Annotated in this window: 15 protein-coding genes; 7 read left to right on the plus strand and 8 right to left on the minus strand. The window is 42.3% G+C overall.

The window, feature by feature from the left end; translation table 11 throughout:
- Nucleotides 1-135 precede the first annotated feature (135 nt).
- Nucleotides 136-1956, plus strand: a complete 1821-nt coding sequence (locus LPTSP_RS16445) for a sodium:solute symporter family protein (protein ID WP_174704495.1) — start codon at nt 136-138, stop codon at nt 1954-1956.
- Here the strand turns inward: LPTSP_RS16445 and LPTSP_RS16450 are convergent.
- Nucleotides 1913-2446, minus strand: coding sequence for a PaaI family thioesterase (locus tag LPTSP_RS16450; RefSeq protein ID WP_108929734.1), 534 nt, complete (start codon nt 2444-2446; stop codon nt 1913-1915). The two genes, LPTSP_RS16445 and LPTSP_RS16450, sit on opposite strands and share 44 nt — an antisense overlap.
- Nucleotides 2447-2742: 296 nt before the next feature.
- Between LPTSP_RS16450 and LPTSP_RS16455 the strand changes: the two genes are divergently transcribed.
- On the plus strand, nt 2743-3624 hold the full coding sequence (locus tag LPTSP_RS16455) for a bile acid:sodium symporter family protein (protein WP_108929735.1): 882 nt from the start codon (nt 2743-2745) through the stop codon (nt 3622-3624).
- Between the two features lie 50 nt (nt 3625-3674).
- Here the strand turns inward: LPTSP_RS16455 and LPTSP_RS16460 are convergent, their stop codons facing one another.
- The 3 genes from LPTSP_RS16460 to LPTSP_RS16470 are packed head-to-tail and all read right to left on the minus strand — an operon-like array spanning nt 3675 to nt 7246.
- Nucleotides 3675-5084 (minus strand): pectin acetylesterase-family hydrolase, encoded by a 1410-nt coding sequence (locus LPTSP_RS16460; RefSeq protein ID WP_108929736.1) that lies wholly within the window; start codon nt 5082-5084, stop codon nt 3675-3677.
- 27 nt (nt 5085-5111) lie between these two features.
- Nucleotides 5112-6521, minus strand: coding sequence for a sensor histidine kinase (locus tag LPTSP_RS16465; protein ID WP_108929737.1), 1410 nt, complete (start codon nt 6519-6521; stop codon nt 5112-5114).
- Complete coding sequence (locus LPTSP_RS16470) at nt 6518-7246, minus strand: LytR/AlgR family response regulator transcription factor (RefSeq protein ID WP_108929738.1); 729 nt, start codon at nt 7244-7246, stop codon at nt 6518-6520. The genes LPTSP_RS16465 and LPTSP_RS16470 overlap by 4 nt, the downstream gene beginning before the upstream one ends.
- Nucleotides 7247-8028: 782 nt before the next feature.
- Between LPTSP_RS16470 and LPTSP_RS16480 the strand changes: the two genes are divergently transcribed.
- Nucleotides 8029-8778, plus strand: a complete 750-nt coding sequence (locus LPTSP_RS16480) for a YebC/PmpR family DNA-binding transcriptional regulator (protein WP_108929740.1) — start codon at nt 8029-8031, stop codon at nt 8776-8778.
- Between the two features lie 259 nt (nt 8779-9037).
- A complete protein-coding gene (locus tag LPTSP_RS16485; protein ID WP_108929741.1) occupies nt 9038-9523 on the plus strand; it encodes a crossover junction endodeoxyribonuclease RuvC in 486 nt (161 codons plus the stop codon).
- 93 nt (nt 9524-9616) lie between these two features.
- Here the strand turns inward: LPTSP_RS16485 and crcB are convergent, their stop codons facing one another.
- Genes crcB through LPTSP_RS16500 form a run of 3 tightly spaced genes read right to left on the minus strand, consistent with a single transcriptional unit; the run spans nt 9617 to nt 11497 of the window.
- Entirely contained in the window at nt 9617-9973 is a 357-nt protein-coding gene (gene crcB / locus LPTSP_RS16490; RefSeq protein WP_108929742.1) for a fluoride efflux transporter CrcB, read from the minus strand.
- Nucleotides 9970-10746 carry a type III pantothenate kinase gene (locus LPTSP_RS16495; RefSeq protein ID WP_108929743.1) on the minus strand — a complete coding sequence of 259 codons (777 nt, stop codon included), beginning with the start codon at nt 10744-10746 and terminating at the stop codon, nt 9970-9972. The genes crcB and LPTSP_RS16495 overlap by 4 nt, the downstream gene beginning before the upstream one ends.
- 1 nt (nt 10747) lies before the next feature.
- Nucleotides 10748-11497, minus strand: coding sequence for a biotin--[acetyl-CoA-carboxylase] ligase (locus LPTSP_RS16500; RefSeq protein ID WP_108929744.1), 750 nt, complete (start codon nt 11495-11497; stop codon nt 10748-10750).
- Between the two features lie 170 nt (nt 11498-11667).
- Between LPTSP_RS16500 and LPTSP_RS16505 the strand changes: the two genes are divergently transcribed.
- Together LPTSP_RS16505 and LPTSP_RS16510 are read left to right on the plus strand one after the other, a co-directional pair.
- Complete coding sequence (locus tag LPTSP_RS16505; RefSeq protein WP_245915625.1) at nt 11668-14805, plus strand: efflux RND transporter permease subunit; 3138 nt, start codon at nt 11668-11670, stop codon at nt 14803-14805.
- Nucleotides 14783-16258, plus strand: coding sequence for a TolC family protein (locus LPTSP_RS16510; protein ID WP_108929961.1), 1476 nt, complete (start codon nt 14783-14785; stop codon nt 16256-16258). The genes LPTSP_RS16505 and LPTSP_RS16510 overlap by 23 nt, the downstream gene beginning before the upstream one ends.
- 32 nt (nt 16259-16290) lie before the next feature.
- Here LPTSP_RS16510 and LPTSP_RS16515 read toward each other — a convergent pair whose 3' ends face one another.
- Nucleotides 16291-18054, minus strand: coding sequence for an acyl-CoA dehydrogenase family protein (locus tag LPTSP_RS16515; RefSeq protein ID WP_108929746.1), 1764 nt, complete (start codon nt 18052-18054; stop codon nt 16291-16293).
- Nucleotides 18055-18398: 344 nt separating this feature from the next.
- On the opposite strand from LPTSP_RS16515, the gene msrB reads away from it, so the two are divergent.
- Nucleotides 18399-18794: a peptide-methionine (R)-S-oxide reductase MsrB gene (gene msrB / locus LPTSP_RS16525; protein WP_217350170.1), complete on the plus strand. Its 396-nt coding sequence runs from the start codon at nt 18399-18401 to the stop codon at nt 18792-18794.
- The last annotated feature ends 4 nt before the right edge of the window (nt 18795-18798 follow it).

Genomic DNA, 18798 nt, shown 5'->3' on the forward strand with positions numbered 1-18798 from the left:
GCCTACCATCTTTTTGGGCTCGGAGAGGGGATCAAGAGAAATCAAATAAGAAGCAAGGGAAAGAATCCTTGTTTTCAAGGAAAGTCGGCCGATCTTTATGGAGAGTTCTCCCTTCTTTGGGAGAAGGGGGGCCCCATTTTTTCTCCTATTGATTGGTATCTGATCTTAGCTTATATCATTTTCGCTTTTTCGGCCGGGCTTCTTCTTTCCTCTAAGGCCGGAGAAAGTTTGAGTTCCTATTTTGTCGCGGATAGAAAACTACCTTGGTGGTGGCTTGGAACTTCCATGGTAGCGACCACATTTGCCGCGGACACTCCTTTGGTCATTACAGGAATGGTTGCCTTGGACGGAGTCGGCGGAAACTGGCTCTGGTGGAGTTGGGCAATCGGCTATTTGATCATTACGGTATTCTTCGCGGCCTCTTGGCGAAGGGCAGAAGTTCTTACGGACGTAGAATTCGTAGAATTACGATACTCCGGAACAGGCGCCGCAATACTCAGAGCTTCTAAGGCTTTTTTCTTAAGTATTCTTTTTAATTCGATCATATTGGGTTGGGTCTTTAAGGCGATGTCCAAGATCACTGCTCCCTTCTTGGATTGGAATGTATTGCTTGGTGCAGAAGTATTCGGATCGATCTCAGAAGCTTGGCCGAGCTTTCTAATATTAGGAGATTTGAATACTACAGTTACTGTTCTGATCCTTTTCTCAGTCGTAGTGTTTTATAGCAGTATGGGCGGGATCCAAGGTGTGATCTTTACGGACTTATTTCAATTTGCTTTGGGAATAGGAGGCGCGATCGTATTTGCGATCTTCGCAATCCAGTATGTGGGCGGCTTAGAAGGCCTGTATTCCAAATTAGAGATTCTGTATCCGGGAAGATCCGAATCCATTATTTCTTTTTGGCCAAGGATAGGAGAAGATGAACATGGACTTCCTCTTCAAGTTTTTCTAATATTCATCGGAGTACAATGGTGGATCCAATACCATTCCGACGGATCAGGATATTTGGCCCAAAGGTTACATACCGCAAAAACTCCTAAGGACGCGGAATTAGGTTCTCTTTGGTTTAATATCGCTAATTTTATTCTGCGCACCTGGCCTTGGGTTTTAACAGGATTGGTTTGTTTGGTCGTATTCCCTTTGCAAGACGCGGACTTATTCCAGCCAGAAGGTGTGGTCGTTCAATCCGACAGAGAGATCGCATATCCGGTGCTCATGAAGATCGTTTTGCCTGCAGGATGTTTGGGATTAGTATTCGTGAGCTTGATGGCCGCATTCATGTCTACCGCAGATACACATATCAACTGGGGTGCCAGTTATTTGGTGAACGATCTATATTTAAGATTCTTAAAACCGAATGCAGGGAATAAAGAAACTGTAATCGCAGGAAGGATCGCAGTAGTCTTAATGGCAGGGATTGCTATCTTAGTTGCAACTCAGATGAATTCTATTGCATCCGCTTGGAAGTTTTTCTTAGCGATGGCTTCCGGTCTGGGTTTGCCTCAGATATTAAGATGGATCTGGTGGAGGACAAACGCTTGGACCGAATTGTCCGGAATGGGAACTGCTCTAGTTCTTTCATTGATTTTATATAAAGCATATCCGGACGTAAATGCAGACTATCTACTGTTCTTCACTGCATTGGGAAGTGTGATTGTTTCTATTTTAGTGACTTTTTTGACTGCTCCCGTTCCGGACAAAGTATTAGATACCTTTGTGGCTAAACTGCAACCATTCGGTTTCTGGGGGAAATGGGGCGGAGTTTCCGCTCGCAAAAAATTCTATTATAGAGTTCGGATCTGGTTATTAGCGATATTTTCCTTGTACGCTTGGCTTTTCGGAATTGGTTATGTTCTACAATTGAAATATACGTTAGGTGGCGTTTTCCTTATATTTGGAGTAATCTCAGGATTTATAGTCTTGAAGTTATGGGAAAAGAAGGATTCAGTTTCCTAATATAAATTGTCTTTTTGACGATGGCAATTTTCTGCCGACCCGGATCTAAGATCTCTATTGAATAGATCCGGGTCGTTTTCTTTTTATTATTACATTCTTCTTTGATGGATCCTATATCTTCGGGAGAAATTTCCGTTTCTACGATTAGATCCTGATTACTTGCTTTTAGAAAATCTATCTCCGCTTTTGTGTCCAAAACAAGAAACTCCGGACCTAAGTTCTCTGAAATAGAATACACATACAATGGATCTACGAATGCGTAAATCGCGCCGCCAAAATGAAGCCCATTATAACCTTTGGTTTTATTGTTAAAAGGGAATCTTACTCTTAGTTTTAAAAGATCTTCGGATACAAATTCGAATCTGGAGCCGAGCCTATGATAGACAGGCCAATTTTTGCGGATCATTTTATTAAATTTAAACAGTTTCCATTTTTCTAATATTTTTTTGAAAAGGCCAGCTTCGGAAACGGAGAAGGATAAAGTGCACATTCTTCCCTCCAGTTGTATAAGAATGCCCTTTTTTTGAAAGCATATAGTTTTATGTCAAACTAAATGGGTCAGTTTGGATTCGGAACCTTTCAGCAACCAAAATACCGGATCGGATCCCTTTGACGATTTGATTTAAACTTTAAGGTTTTGGGAGTAGAAAGTCGCTCGGATCGGAGAGAAAAAAAGCTTTTCACTCAAGGGCTTTCCGGCCAGTAAGATACGGTTCCGGAAAGAAAATCCGTGATCATTCTCGGATATAAAAATAATAAAACAGGTGTTATGTTAAGGAGTGAATCATGCAACTAGGTGCAGTCGAAAAGGGGCTTCTTCCGGCTCTTTTGGCAATCGTAATGCTCGGAATGGGTTTCGGGCTGGCAATCGGGGACTTCAAACGGATTTTTACAACTCCTCTCCAAACCTTGGTCGGTACCTTGGGCCATTTCGTGATCATGCCTTTGGCTGCATATGCAGTTGTTTTGATCTTAGGTTTGGAATACGAACTCGCGTTAGGCGTCATTCTCGTGGGATCTTGTCCTAGCGGAACAACTTCTAATTTGGTCAATTATTTAGCAAAAGGAGATGTGGCTCTCGCAGTTGTGATCACCGCACTTTCTACACTTCTTTGTCCTTTGTTGACTCCAGTGATCGTTACATTCTTCGGTTCTTTACTAGATCCTGCCGGGTCGAGTGTGATGCAGATCTCTTTTGTTGAAATGCTTAAGACTGTTGTTGTGATCATTGTGCTTCCGATCTCTATCGGTATGGCGGTAAAACATAAGTTTCCTAACATCGCTCAGAAGATAGAAACTCCTTATAAAATTTTCTCCATTCTGTTTTTGGTTTTTGTAGTCGCCTTTGTAACTTATAAGAACCGGGAAAATTTTATAGATATGGTCCTTTTAGTGGGACTTGCGGTCATTCTTCATAACACTTTCGGATTTTTAGCAGGTTATCTTTTTCCTAAAGTACTGGGGATTGCGGAGAAGCAGGCGAGAACGATCTCTATCGAAGTTGCGATCCAGAATACCACTCTGGGTATGACTCTTGCGATCCAGTTTTTTGGTCCTAAGGTGGCTCTTCCTTCTGCGATCTTCAGTATTTGGATGTATATTGCAGGAATTGCGATGGCTCTTTTTTGGGGTTATGTGGTTCCGCTAAAAGAAGAAAAAGCGGCTTAAAGAAGAATGAAAAAAGAAGAAGGCGGCATTCACCGCCTTCTTCCGAGAGATCATAGTAAAAGGTTAACTAACGCGAACCAGAAATTCGTTACGTTTGCATCGTTCGGGTTCACACTTTCGAAGAAACTTCTGAAAGTAGAGCTTCCCAATAGATAATCGTTAATGAAGGTCCCAAGCGTAATTCCGGTATTTTCTATCTCCGTTCCGGTAAATTCCACGATAGAAGTACAATGGCTATCATTTATACTTCTGTAATATGGTATGAAATATTCGAGATTCGGATATCTATCATATTGAGCCTTTAAATTCTCTATGTCCTGACCCCAAAGAGTGGAAATGATGTATTCTTTATCAGCTGGATTGTTCTCATCTAACCCATAAAATCTTGCATAAGAATACATGGAATAATTGGCATCTCTTCTGAATAGAGTGATCGCCAATTTATCGCTCGGGTATTTTTGGGCCAGTGCCTCGCTGATCTTTCCGTAATCCGCACGAATATCTATGGAAGGGAAATCAGGTTGAGCCTTGCTGATAAAATACTCCGTATTCCAAGCGTCTTTGATCTTTTGGTGCAGGGGCCATTGGTTCCCAAACCCTGGAGCAGGGAAAATCGGTCCCGAATCATTCAATAGATAACTTTTAGAAGGACTTAAAGCTTTTCTAATGAAGTGATAGTTGATCAAAGATCCAGCTCCGCCTGCGCTACATCCGGAAACAAGCATCTCTTTCGGCTTATTAAAGTTATTTTTCAACCAATTGATGACCAGCTCCATATTCTTAGCGCCCACATGACGATAAGTGATAGGAGGATTCTGTCCGGTTGGATCGGAATAGGTCGCTACCTTATTACCAGCGTAGACATCTCCGGTGCAGTACGGAAGAAAGACCTTATTCCAATTGGAAGTTTTAACGTTTTGTCCAGTAGGATGGTTTCTTAATATGATCGGAGAGATCACAGCATTAGGACTTCCTCCTGGAACGTTCGGATCTATAAACGCTCCGAAGTTCATATGGTTATCCGGAATACCGTTCGGATTTGCTGCTCCTCTAATACCTGTTTGCCCGGTACAACTTTCGTAATCCCAACAAGCTCCTCCAGGCTCTAGGTATACTAATAATCTGCTGGAATATCCTAAGATCCAATCTAAGATCCCATCTGCGCGATCTACGAATATTTTGTACGGTGTTCCGTTGCTACATACAGCACCCGGAATGTACACTACGTCGTAAGAGCCATAGACCACGCTTGTTAGATCGTCCAAAACATTTTGCGCTTTCGGATCCGCGTTATCTAATCCGGCTAGATTTCCTGCACCCTTCTCAGGAGTTTCTAAAAGTCCTCCTAATAAAGCCAGGTCCTGTGTATTGTTCGTATTTTGGTCGGGACTACAGTAGAATGACGTCACGGATAACGCTAATACTATTCCTCCTAACCATATTCTCTTCACATCTTTCATTTTGATTTGCCTCCAGTTCTTAACTCCCTATTTCGCTTTTGATTGCGGAAATTCTAATATTACCTGGGCTCCTCCGAGTGTTTCGGAGTTACCTAGGCGAATACGGATCCCCATTCTATCTAATAATTTTTTAGCCAGTGCCAGTCCGATCCCACTGGAGGATTCGGAGCCTGTAGGTTTTGCGGAGAGAATGGAAAATTCCCTGAACATGTTTTTTTCGTCTTCGGGTTGGAATCCAGGTCCTGAATCTTCTATTTTGATAATTAGGGTTTTCTCAAACGTTTTGGAAATTAGTTCACTTTTGAGAGAAATTTCAGAATTTTCAGGAGAGAATTTGGCGGCGTTACTTAATAGATTATCGAATACTCTGTATAATATCTGAGGATTTGCCTGGAAGTAAATATTATACTCTGAGAGACTATCTTCTATCTTTATATTCTTTGAGGAGAATAAGAAGTTTAGATTGCAGGCAACGGATCTTAATAATAGTTCCGGATTTAATTTTTGGGTTTGATTCACGATAGTTTCCGTGTCACCGGAACTTGCTAGATATAGAACGTCTTCGATAGATTCTAGGATTTTACGAGAAGTCCTGTCGATATGATCTAAAATTTCAGGAGGATCGACATAAGAAGAAGCGATTCGATTCGAAGGGGATATATGACTTGGTTCTCTTGTATAAAGTCCTACCAAACTTAAGATCCCGGTGACAGGGCTTTTTAGATCATGGATCGCAATTCTTAAAATTTCAGATTTTTTAATAGACTCCATCACCAATTTTCGATTCAGATCTCGGATAAATTGTTCTTTGTGAAAAGAATTCACCTTGGTAAGGAAACTGATAAGATCCAATAGAATGGTCATAACCATTGTGAAGAAAAAATTCTGTATCAAAAAAGATGAGTTCTTTCCCAACCAGAACATTGCCGCGAAGAATACTGCGTAATTTGTGAAATAGATGATCTTCTTTGCTTTATCCGGATAGCGAAGAAGCACTGCGATCCCTAGTTGAGTGAATGCAAATAAAGAAATATCCGTCCCGAATTGGAAGATCAACAGGTTCATCGCTGTTCCTGCGGAAGTTAAGAATAAGGTTCCGGCTATCGCGATCCATCTTCTGCTTTTCTCGCTTTTTAGAATGGGAAAATTTAGAAGAGCTGTAAAAAGAAAACAGCCAGGAATAAAAATAGAGTTATAAATTAAGAGGGGAAAATACCCGGAGTTTTTTAGAAAGTCAGCCCAATCCAGGACTGCAAAAGGGATATAAACAACGAATAAAAATGGGAAAAGATATCTGAGGATCAGATAGACTTCAAAGTACGCGGATCGGATGAATTCTTCGTTACTTCTGACTTCTCTTAAGATCTGAAAATGTTTCTTTATAGATAGTATAAAGTTTTTGGTCCTAAATCGAATTGCAACATAGAAATGTTTCACGGCAGACCTAATACCTTATGATTCGAATTTTTGAATAATGAGAGAAGTTTACTTCCTTGGGATCGACTAACGGGAATACTATGGTCCGTATGGAGAAGTAGTCGATAGGTAGTAGGTGTTTTGAATAAGATCTTTTTGACTTCTTCCAATCGGACCAGATAACTTCGGTGGGCCCTGAAGAATCCATATGCTTCCAGATCCTTTTGGAGTTGGTCCAAGGTTTTTCTGACCTTCTCCACATTTCCATCTTTAGTAAAGAGTCTTGTGTAATTTCTTTCCGATCTTGCGAATACTATATTCTCCGGTTCTATCAAATTGATCCCCTCTTCTTTTTTTAGAGGAATTACTTTCGGAGAGAACATATTCGGATGAGATGAAAGATATCTTTGGATGGAGATCCCGAATCTTTCTCTTGTGATCGGTTTTGGTAGGAAATCCAACACGGAAAATTCAAAAGCTTTTACCGCATTATCTCTTTCAGAAGATACAATGATCGTTTGAAAGAAACTTCTGCTTTCGATTTCCAGAAGTTTGAAGCCGGTTTCTCCTTGGAGATTTATATCCAAGAATAATAGATCCAAAGGATTTTTGCGTATAAATTCTGCTGCTGATTCCGGATCTGAAACTACATGGATACTTTGTATCCTTTCATTCAAAAATTCTTTCGCTAAAATTTCCAAACAGCGAGAGGACAATACATCATCTTCTACGATTAGGATTCGCATAAGCGGGAGTTTACTCTAGGTTCTATAACTAGTCAATTTATTAGGGACAAAGAGATCGCATTGGGGGACGAATGGATCGTTTTATGTAAAACAACCGTTATTAATAACGCATGGATTTTTAGCATAAATCCAGTGACAAGATGTTATACGTTATGCGAAATATGGGAGGTCGGAAGAGGATGCAGAATTTATTCTGCAAGTGAAAATCCTGTTGGAATTCCAACAGGTGTAGGGAGATGAAATTCGGTTGATTTTTACAGAGATTTGTGATATGGGCACAATTTGTTTGCTCGAAAGTTTTTGTGTACCACCGTCCGGCCCCCACCCAAAGTAGGGTGGGGCGTGAAATTTATGGTGCTGATTACAAATTTGACTTCGCTATGCTCAGTGACCCTTCGGGAATATAGCTCCCTATGGGTCGCTACGATTGGGTGGGGAGGTCTTTTTCTAAAATAGAGACCTCTCCCGTAGCAGCGCTGCCCGAGCTTTATAGGCTCGCTCACCCACTACCGGTTGTTTGCGAGGGAGCCGCCCATTCGTTTTATGAATTCATAATATACTTTTTATCTTTTTCAGGGTGATGGCTTTGGAGTTTCGAATTTGCTATAAAGGTCCGGCTTTTGGGTTGGATTTCTCCGACGGGAGGGGAGGCCAAAAAGGATGGACAGACTGGAAAAACCGGGTTTTGTTGAAAAAGTGGGACCGGTTTTTGACCGGCTTTCCTGTTTTTGATCTTATATATTTTTTAAACCGATCTATTCTTAAATGTAAGGGGAAATCCGATGTCCGGGCATAGTAAGTGGGCAACGATTAAACGCAAAAAGGACGCTATCGATTCTAAAAGAGGGGCGATTTTCACCAAGGTGGTCAAGGAGATCACAGTTGCGGCTCGTATGGGCGGAGGGGACATTAACACCAATCCGAGACTTCGACTCGCGGTATTGAAGGCAAAGGCAAGTAACATGCCCAAGGACAATATCGACCGAGCGATCAAAAAAGGAACTGGAGAGTTGGAAGGCGTTGTATACGAAGAATGCCTTTATGAATGTTTCGGCCCTGGTGGAACCGCAATCATGGTGGAAGCGGTAACAGATAAAAAATCTAGGACCACTCCCGAGATCAAAAGTATTCTTACTAAATTGGGCGGCTCATTGGCGACTACAGGTAGCGTTAGTCGTCTTTTTGAAAGAAAAGGGATCATCGTGATTCCTTCCGATCAGATTTCCGAAGAGGAATTATTCGAATTATCGGTCGGTGCAGGCGCAGAAGATGTGCAGAACGAGGGAGAAGTTTTCAGAGTAGTGACTTCTCCGGATGATTATGAGGCTGTCCAAACTGCTTTGACCGACAAAGGGATCAAGTCGGAAGAATCCGAGATCAAATTCGTGGCCTTAGTCGGTGCGGAAGTTTCTGACAAAGAAACTGCGGAAAAAGTAATGAAGTTGATCGATAACTTGGAAGGTCACGACGATGTTCAAGGTGTGAACTCCAATTTCGAACTGTCTCCTGAATTAGAAAAAGAATTCGGCTGAGAGTTTTTAGAAGTCGCGGGGGTTTTCTTCTTCGGCTTCTTCTTCCTTTTCTTGAGATCGGTGATTGGCAGAATTTTGTTGGAATTCCTACAAGGTTTTGCGCGAGAAAATTCTATTGCTGATTGGAAGGATTTATGATAGTGGGGAATTGGCTCTCCCACAAGCCACTCCCCCCACCCGATGCCGGGCGGGGGCGCCCTTTTACCCAGGTAGGAGTTCCTACAACTTAGAGTAAGATTTTAACTCAGGAGTCTTTTTGGTGAAAATTTTAGGAATAGACCCTGGGTCCCATCGTCTAGGATATTCCGTTCTTCAGAAAGATAAGTCTGTAATCCGTGTTCTTACGTACGGCACGATAGAAGTTCCAAGTGGAACGAAAAGTCCAGTTAATTTGATTGCCATTCGTAGACAGTTGGACGCGATCTTGGATGAGTATCGTCCTGATCTCGCTTCTGTCGAAGAATTGTTTTTTGCTAAGAATAGAACGACTGCCGCTAAGGTTTACGAGGCGAGGGGGGTCGTTCTTTTAACATTAGGAGAGCATAATATTCCTGTAGTCGAGCCGACTGCTTCCCAAATCAAAAAGGGAACTACAGGCAGCGGGATCGCGGACAAAAAAGATATTAAAGCTGCTCTTAAACTTCTTTTAGGCCTGGAAAATTTAACGGGGCATGATGATTCTTGGGATGCTATTGCGTCTGCTTATGTAGGTTTCGCGATGAGCGGCTCTTTTAAAAAAAAGTGATATATTGGAGAATCTATGGATCGGAAATTTTTACCTTTTGCGCAAAAACGCAGATCCGTTTGCCTTAACCCTAGGATAGAATCGATCGATTTTTTATTTGCTTAGATATACGCCTAACAGCACCGCGGTGATACAAATTGTCGTGCTAAGCAATATATATGCAAAAAAACTAAAATAGCTTCCTGATTGTAGAAGTTTTAGGTTTTCTAAAGCGAAAGCGGAGAAGGTCGTAAATCCTCCGCAAAATCCTACAGTTGCAAACAGTCTAATTTCTTCCGAAATTTTTCCTTGAGATAGTCCGTAAAATACTCCGATCAATAGAGAGCCTAGGATGTTTACTGCAAATGTGGAAATCGGAAATAAACCGGATTCTTTCGAGATTGTTTGGGATAATATATATCTACAAACTGATCCTAAAAATCCTCCCAGTCCTACGATCAGAAGATTCATTTCGTATTATCTTCGTATAATATTTGCAGTCCCCTTAAAGTGAGTAGGGGTTCTATCTTATCGAAAATTTTAGGATTTGCTGCGTGGATGGTGGTTACAAGTCCCCCAGTCCCGATCACTCTGTAATCATTTCCGTGAGCCGCTCTGACTTCTTTGATGATCCCTTCCAGAAGTCCTATCCATCCAAAGAAAAATCCTGCCTGTATGGACTCTATAGTAGAATCTCCTAATATTTTAGTAGGTGCTTGGAATACTATCGGAGGTAATTGCGCTGTGTTTCTGGTTAAGGCATCCATGGAACCTTTAAGTCCCGGTGCGATCACTCCGCCCAAATAATCAGGAGTATCATCCACTACGCAAAATGTGGTAGCTGTTCCTAAATCTATGATGATTGATTTTCCTGGATGATCCTTTACGGCGGCAGCAGCATTTACCAATCTATCTGCGCCTATCTCAAAAGGTCTGGGATACTTGATCCCGAAAGGCAACTTCATTTGGTATTGAACTCTGATCGGTTCTATTTGGAACCAATCATGGATCATTCTTTCTATGATCGGATTCAATTGAGGGACCACAGAGGAATAGATGCCGCCTACGATTTGGCCGCTATCTATTTCGAATTCTCGGAGGAAGCCCTTGAGATAAAGCCCCATCTCATCGGAGGTTCTATCTCTTCGAGTGACTGTTCGTCTATGGAAAATCGGTTCTTTGGAACCGTTCTTATAAATACCGAAGACCGTGTTGGTATTTCCAACGTCGATTACTAGGATCATTCTATCCCAGGGACCTAAAATCCTCGGGGCTGTCAATGAATTCGACCATGTTTCCGACCGAGGTCCGGGCTAATAATTTTCCTTCTTCATTAACTCCTAGAAGAGTTGCGGTTTTTTGTTCTCCGCTTTCCGTCCAAGCAATGGTCTCTCCCTTCCAGAGAAGTTTTTCATTTATGAATTCTATTCTTTTTTCTCCATCTGAAATTGCTAACACTGCATCGTTCAGAAGAGGAAGTAATGTTTCTAAAAACCGGTTCCTTCTTCCTTTTTCATTTTGATCGTCAGTGATAAATCCTGCGTCGCTTAGATAATCCGGAATTTCAGTGCCATACAGATTGGCCCCTATCCCTAGGATCCAATCCCAAACTTCTCCTTCTTTTTCCGTTTCGATCAATATGCCGCAGACCTTTTTTCCATTTAGGTAGATATCATTCGGCCATTTTATCCTAAGGTCTTTTTTGCTGGCAGAAGGATATACGGCCAAAATCGCCTTAGCGACCGCGACTCCAACATAGAGAGAGAATAGCCCGGGTGAAGATAAGTTGGAATCAGAGGAAAATTTGCCGGAAAAGATAAAAGGCTCTTTTCCCAAAATACTCCAGGTTTTTCCTTTTCTACCCCTTCCGGAAGATTGAAAATCCGCTAGGATCCAAGACCCTGGTGGGAATTCCTTTCCTTTTAGGATGGTATTCGTGGAACCTGCTTCCGAGAGAAATATTCCTTTTTCGGGATCCAATAATTGAAACGACATGAGTTCTGTTTAGTACCCTTTTCCGATCCTTCGGACAAGAAAAAATCTGGCACTTGTGCGAAAAAGACAGGTCCTATAACTAAACAAAAATTCCTCCCTACAAATATATATAGAAAGAGGTTCCTTTGAAGCTTTCCGAGGTTTCTATTCGTAATCCGATTTTTGCGTGGATGATGATGGCTGCTATCATCCTGCTGGGAAGTATAGGCTTCTCTCGTATGGGACTTTCTCAGATGCCGGACGTGGACTTTCCGATCGTGAACGTTACTCTCAACTTGACTGGCGCGAATGCTCAGGTCATGGAGACCGACGTAGTCGATCCTATCGAAGAAGTTCTTATGACAGTCCAAGGTGTGGTAGAAGTTCGTTCGGTTTCCACGGACGGTTCTGCAACGATTACGGTGGAGTTGGAGCTCAAACGGGACGTGGATGTCGCAGTCCAAGAGATCCAAACCAAAATTGCTCAGGTAAGTAATAAACTTCCTGATGATCTTGACCCTGCTATCATCATGAAGTCCAATCCGGACGACCAACCGATCATCTGGGTTGCATTGACTGCCCCGAATAGAAGCGATCAAGAAAAGATGGTCTTCGTTAAGACCAGGCTCAAGGATAAGTTTCAAGAAGTTCCTGGAGTAGGAGAGATCATCCTAGGCGGCTACGTGGACCGCACAATCAATGTGTTCTTGGATCCGATCCGACTTTTGAGAGCGGAACTTACAGTCACCGATATCATCAATACATTAACGGAACAGAATATAGAAGTTCCTTCCGGAAGAGTGCAGAATAAACTCTCCGAAGTTTCTTTAAGAGCGGTTGGAGATGTTCCAACTGTAGAACAATTTTCTAATATATATATCAACTCCAGAAGTGGGGCTGCGATGTTCCGTCCAGTCCGCTTGAGAGAAGTCTCTAAGATCGAAGACGGCCTGGATGAGATCAGAAGAATTTCTAGATTTAACGGAGTCTCAGCTGTAGGTCTCGGGATCAAAAAAATCAAAGGTGCAAACGCAGTAGAAGTCGGCGACTTGGTGAAAGAAAAAGTAGAAGAGCTTAGGCCGAGTCTTCCTCCCGGATTCGAAATGAATATTTCCAATGATAACACTACTTTTATCAGAGATTCAGTTCACGAATTAGTTTTTACTCTTATACTTTCCGCTGTGCTTACAGGAATTGTATGTAGATTGTTCTTGGGAAATTGGAGCAGTACTTGGAACGTTCTTCTTGCAATCCCTACTTCCGTAATGGGAACCTTTTTAATACTGTATTTTGCAGGTTTTACATTAAACACATTTACCTTGCTCGGTCTTTCTTTGGCAACGGGTATCGTCGTGGACGATGCCATCATGGTATTGGAGAATATCAGTAGGCATAGAGAATCCGGAAAAACTTGGTTCCAGGCATCCTTGGATGGTGCCTCCGAGATTAGATTTGCTGCGTTAGCTGCCACACTTGCGATCATCGCGATCTTCCTTCCGGTTGCGTTTATGTCCGGGATCATAGGTCGTTACTTTTTGGAATTCGGAGTTACGGTTTCCGTAGCGGTTGCTCTTTCTCTATTCGAAGCATTGAGTTTTACTCCGATGAGAGCCTCTCGTTATAGGGAAAGTAAAGAAGCCCAGAAAAAACAAAAATCGAAGTCACCTTTTACCTTACCTGCGGACACATTCTTTTCCAAACTAAAGAACAGCGCGGATCGTTTTTCTTTTTTCAAAAGAATGGATCCTGTGATAGAGAACTTCCTTCAGTTCTCCGAGAGAGTTTACGGTAGAGTTTTAGAATTTGTAATACGTAAACCCGGAACAGTGATTGTCTCTTCTATTCTATTTTTTGCATTTTCTCTTATCTTTTTATTCTTACTCAAAAAGGAGTTCATTCCTCCTCAGGATATGGGAAGGTTTATCGTTCGAGCAAAAATGCCTATCGGTTCTTCTATCATTCGCACTGACGAAGCGATGAAGAAGGTAGAGAATTATCTCAGCTCTCGTCCTATTGTGGAAAAATATATGAGCAATATTGGAGGAATGGGAGGCACCGAATCCAATACCGGAATGTTCTTTGTTACCATGAAGGATATGGGAAACCGTCCTAAGAGTAAAAAAACGGGAAGTGAGATCACTCAGTCGGAAGTTTTCATAGAATTCAGAAAAGATCTGAAAGAACTTGTGCCGGAAGCAAAGTTTTCCGTCCAAGATCTTTCCCAAAGAGGTTTCAGCGCGGGAAGAGGTTATCCCGTCGAGTTGGTTTTGACAGGACCTGATTGGGCCACACTTGCGAAACTTTCCGATTCTATCCGTGAAAAATTAGATTCTTCTAAAACGATTTTGGATATAGACACAGACTATGTTTCCGGACAACCGGAGGTAAAAATTCTACCAAACAGAGAAGCGGCTGCACTCCGTGGTGTGAGTATGGCGAATATCGGGAATACTATCGGGCCTCTGATGGGAGGACGTAATGTAAGTCGTTTTACCGAGAATGGTCGAAGTTTCGATGTTCGAGTCAAGATAGACAAGAACATGGGAGAAAATACGGACATCATTCCGAATATTGGGGTCAGGAACACTTACGGAGAGATCGTTCGTTTGAAGGATGTACTGGTTCTTCAAGCAACCAACACTCTTAAAAATATCACCAGAGTGAACAGAGATAGATCCATTAAAATTTTCGGGAACCCACCGAAAGAAAAAGGACAAACCTGGGCTACCAGCGAAGCAATTCGGATCGCAAGAGAAATGCTCCCGGAAGGGTATAATGTAGATGTTACCGGTTCTGCAAAAACTGCTTCCGAATCACAATCCAGTTTGTCGGGAGCTTTGGTCTTAGGGATCGTAATGTCGTTCATGATCTTGGCTAGTCAGTTCAATAGTTTAAAGCAGCCTTTCTACATTCTTCTTTCCATGCCTTTTAGTTTTTCGGGTGCGTTAATCGCTCTTTGGATAGCCGGCCAGTCCTTCAATATGTATAGCTTTATCGGATTGATCCTACTCTTGGGACTCGTTAAGAAAAACTCCATTCTTCTTGTGGAGTTTGTGAATCATGTCAGGGGAGAAGGGAAGAATATTGCGGATGCGATCCGGATCGGGTGCCCTGTTCGCTTAAGACCCGTCCTCATGACCACATTCTCTTCGATTGCGGCTGCTATTCCTCCCGCTTTGGCCTTGGGGCCTGGAGCGGAAACCAGGATCCCGATGGCGATCACCATTTTAGGCGGTTTGATCGTTTCTACATTGATCACTTTGGTGGTCGTCCCAGCCGCTTATTATCTTATGGAAAATGAGAAAGATGAAGTACGTAGATACTCTTAAGAATTATAAAAATATAATATTCTTCATTCTTGCTTGTCTCCTGTTTTGGGAATGCGCTTCCAGTCCGGAAGTGAAAGTCGCAGACGGAGTAGTGGAAGAAAGTTTAAAAAATATTACAGGGATCACTACGCAAGATGTGGAGAAAACTATCGCGAAAGAAACATTCGGCTTGGATGATCTTTATATTCTTGCGGTAGAAAGAACGGAAAGGATTGCCTTAAAGAATGAGGCGACAGAACAAGCACTAGCACAGAAAGACAAGGCATTCGCAGGTTTTATGCCTACTCTTTCTTATGTTTTCAACAAGTTCTATTCGATCCCTGGTCATACACAGCAGCCTTCTATAGTAGATAATTATAAAACATATAAGGCCATTCAGAGCGGGGATCCTCTCAGTTTATTACCTTCTTCCAGTACCGGAAGTAATCTTCCTCCTACTGTTGGAGCAGGTTCTCGTTTGTTACTTAGTATTCCGATCTCCGCGGGACTATCTTCTTACCAGGATTATAGAGCCTCCAAAAGTTTGGCGGAGCAAAGAAGATTAGAAGCAAAACATGAAGCAGGTCGAATGTATTTAGAAATTGCACAGGCCTATTTCAACTTTCTACAATTGGAAGAAAGTGTGAAAATTTCCCAAGAAGCATACGAGTTGAATCAGGACTCCTTGCAGGAAAGAAAAAGAATGTATGCTGTAGGAAGGATCATGAGATCGGATCTTCTTAATTCTGAGACCAGTCTTTCCAACGCCGAGGCTGTTCTTGCGGATGCAAAATTCCAATTGGAGCAAGTGCGTATCACATTGGCCACGATGGTTGGTTATGAAAAACCGATCTCTGTTGCTGGATTCAAGGCAGAATTGGAGCCGGTTCCTACCGGTATGGAGCCTGAAGAATATTTAGCAAGAAGATACGATGTTCTTTCTGCCCACCAAAGTGTCAAGGTGGCCGAAGCACAAAAGGACAAGGCATGGGTGGGTTTTGCTCCTACGATCGCATTAAATAATTATTATTCTTTTCCTTATCCCGGCACGACTCATTCCAAAGATATCACTGCTCAGCTACAGATTACTATGCCTCTAACTCCATTCTCTCAAATGGCGGATCTAAAGGCGGCGGACTCTGCAAAGAAGCAAGCAAAGTTAACTGCTTCTCAAACTAGAAGAACTGCTACTCAGGAGATCCGGAATGCTTTTGAAAGTTTTAAGAATTCCCAAAAGATATTAGCGATCTACCAAAAGGCTTTCGTATCCGCTCAAGAAACTTCTCAAAGCCAGGCGAGCGGTTATCGTTCCGGTAGAAATAGTAGGATAGAAGCGATTGCCTCCAAGATAGCAATGTTAAATGCAGAGATGACTTATCGAAAAATGTTGCATCAACATTCTCTAAATCGTATTGCTCTTGGAGTTGCAATAGGAGAAATTCCTCATCTTCCCGGAGAAAAAAAGGAAGAATAAACAAACGGCCGACGATTGCCGGCCGTTATTTTTTATACAGCCGCTGCAGCTTGCCTGTTCGCTCTTTCTAGACGCAATAGATTTCCTTCTGCGATAGCTAAGGAATCTATATTATAATCTTGTGAATGTTTGATCCTTTGTTTTTTCAGATCCCCATCTACTTGAGTAAGGGATTTTTCTAACAACATCCCTGCCACGAATCTAGCTGCGATCTCCACGGTTTCGAAAGCGAGTTCGTCTTTTGTAAAACTGTCTCCTATCGATTTGTAAGAATGAACTACTTGTTCCAATTTTTCCCAAAGAGATCTTAGATCTGTAGAAGGAGAAAATTTGGACATTTCTTCTTCTGCGTAAGCCCTTAGATGTCCGCTTGCTGCCATCCCGGAGACCACTCCTCCGATTGCCGCTACGATCTGCAATTGAGTGGTGCCTTCGTAGATTGTGGTGATCCTACTGTCTCTGTAGATCCTTGCCACATCGTAATCTTCGGTGTATCCACTTCCGCCATGGATCTGTATCGCGTCGGATGCAAGAGCCACGCAACCTTCGGAGGCGTAATATTTGCTCATCGGAGTGAATAAGTCTGCGAGTTTTTCCCAACGACGGATAGTCTCGTCTTGGTTTACATCTCTCTCGCTCTTACCTTCTTCTTTGAGCATTCTTTCTTTTTTCCAATGATAGAGATCGATAGTTCTTCCTGTTTCGGAAACTAGACATCTTGTGGCCAAAATTTCCCTTTCCATCTTGTCCAAAATTTTTCGGACTGCAGGGATTTTCTCTATAGGTTTGCCGAATTGTATCCTTTCTGACGCGTATTTTTTTGCTTCGAAATAGGCGGCAGTTCCGATCCCTAAGGATTGGGTTGCGATCGTAAGTCTCGCAGCATTCATCATCCCCATGGAATATTTTACAAGACCGTAACCTGTTTTTCCGATGAGCACTCCTGGAGAATTTTCAAAGACTACTTCGCAAGTAGGTGAACAATGTAATCCCATTTTATGTTCAATCCCTGCTACATGAACGTCTTTTCCCTGTACTAAGAAGAAAGAAAGTCCTCTTGCTCCACTCTCAGGGCTTCCTGTTCTTGCTAACGTAAGAATTACGGAAGGAGAATCCACATAACCGCAGGCATGAGTAATAAAACGTTTTGCCCCGTTAATCCTCCATATCCCATCCGGATCTTGAGTCGCTCTGGTTTGCACATTAGGTAGATCGGAACCGTAATTTGGTTCGGTCAAAGCCATGGCAGCGCTGAACTTTCCTGCGGCGATCTGAGGCAACCATTCGTTGCACATTTCGTCGGAAGCATATCTTTCCATGATCTCGACTATATTAATATTTCCGTATGCTAGACAGAATGCTGCATCTGCTCTGGCAGCTATCTCACACATCATGGATTGTACAGTCGCAGGAAGACCCAAACCTCCGTATTTTCTGGAGATGGAAATAGGCATAAGACCTGCATCCTTTAAGGTTTTATAACATTCTTCTTGTGCTTTTGGGAAGGTGACCTTGCCGTTCTCATATTTTAAACCGGTTTGGTCCATTTCCTTACTACGAGGAGCCACGAAGTCTCCCATAATTTCTCCCAATGCGTCCACGGTAGATTTATAATAATCTATCGCTTCCTGGACACTAGAAGGTGCATATGCATATCTTTCGTCGTTCGTCTGCTTGTATTTGGCGGCGTCATGGAAATCGCCTTCGTATGCTGCTACGATCTCCTTCCAATCTATAAGATTATCAAAATGAGTTTGTAAGTCGGCATTATCCTGGAAATAGTTTCCTTGAATCATTTGTACACTCCCTGTCGCTTAGAGGTATTAGGTGTACTGCTTTATTAAGCTTGTGTCAAGTATTACCCGATCGCTTTGTTTTTGGATTGATAACTTTGGTTTGTAATGCGAACAAAGGAGAAGAACCGAACAGGTGTTTGGAATAATGTTTGAGCTTTACAACTAGAACAATATAATAATTTAACTCATAAAGTAACCTTTTCCGAGAGAAATCGAAGTTTCTGACGAGGAATTGAACCATGTATCGGATCGGATTAGGAATCGGTTTTATATGTTTATTAGGAAGCTTTCTATTAGGGTGCTCCGAATCTGAAGGAGCTCCGAAAGAAAAGAAAGGAGGTAAAATGAAATACGAAGTGCAGAAGTCGGAAGAAGAATGGAAAAAAGTCCTAAGTCCGGAACAATACCGGATCATCAGAGAGAAAGGGACAGAAAGAGCGTTTACCGGAGAATATTATTACAATAAGGAAAAAGGAAAATACCTTTGCGCTGCCTGTGGAGCCGAGTTATTTAATTCGGACACTAAGTATGAATCCGGAAGCGGCTGGCCTTCTTTTTATAAACCTACAGCGGACAAGTCGGTCCAGTCTGAAACGGACACAAGCCTTGGAATGACGCGCACGGAAGTTCTTTGCGCCAGATGCGGCGGACATTTGGGACATGTGTTCCCCGACGGTCCTGAACCGACCGGGCTAAGATACTGCATCAATTCAGCTTCTTTGAAGTTTAAAAAAGACTAATATT

This window comes from Leptospira johnsonii (assembly GCF_003112675.1).
GTDB lineage: Bacteria > Spirochaetota > Leptospiria > Leptospirales > Leptospiraceae > Leptospira_B > Leptospira_B johnsonii.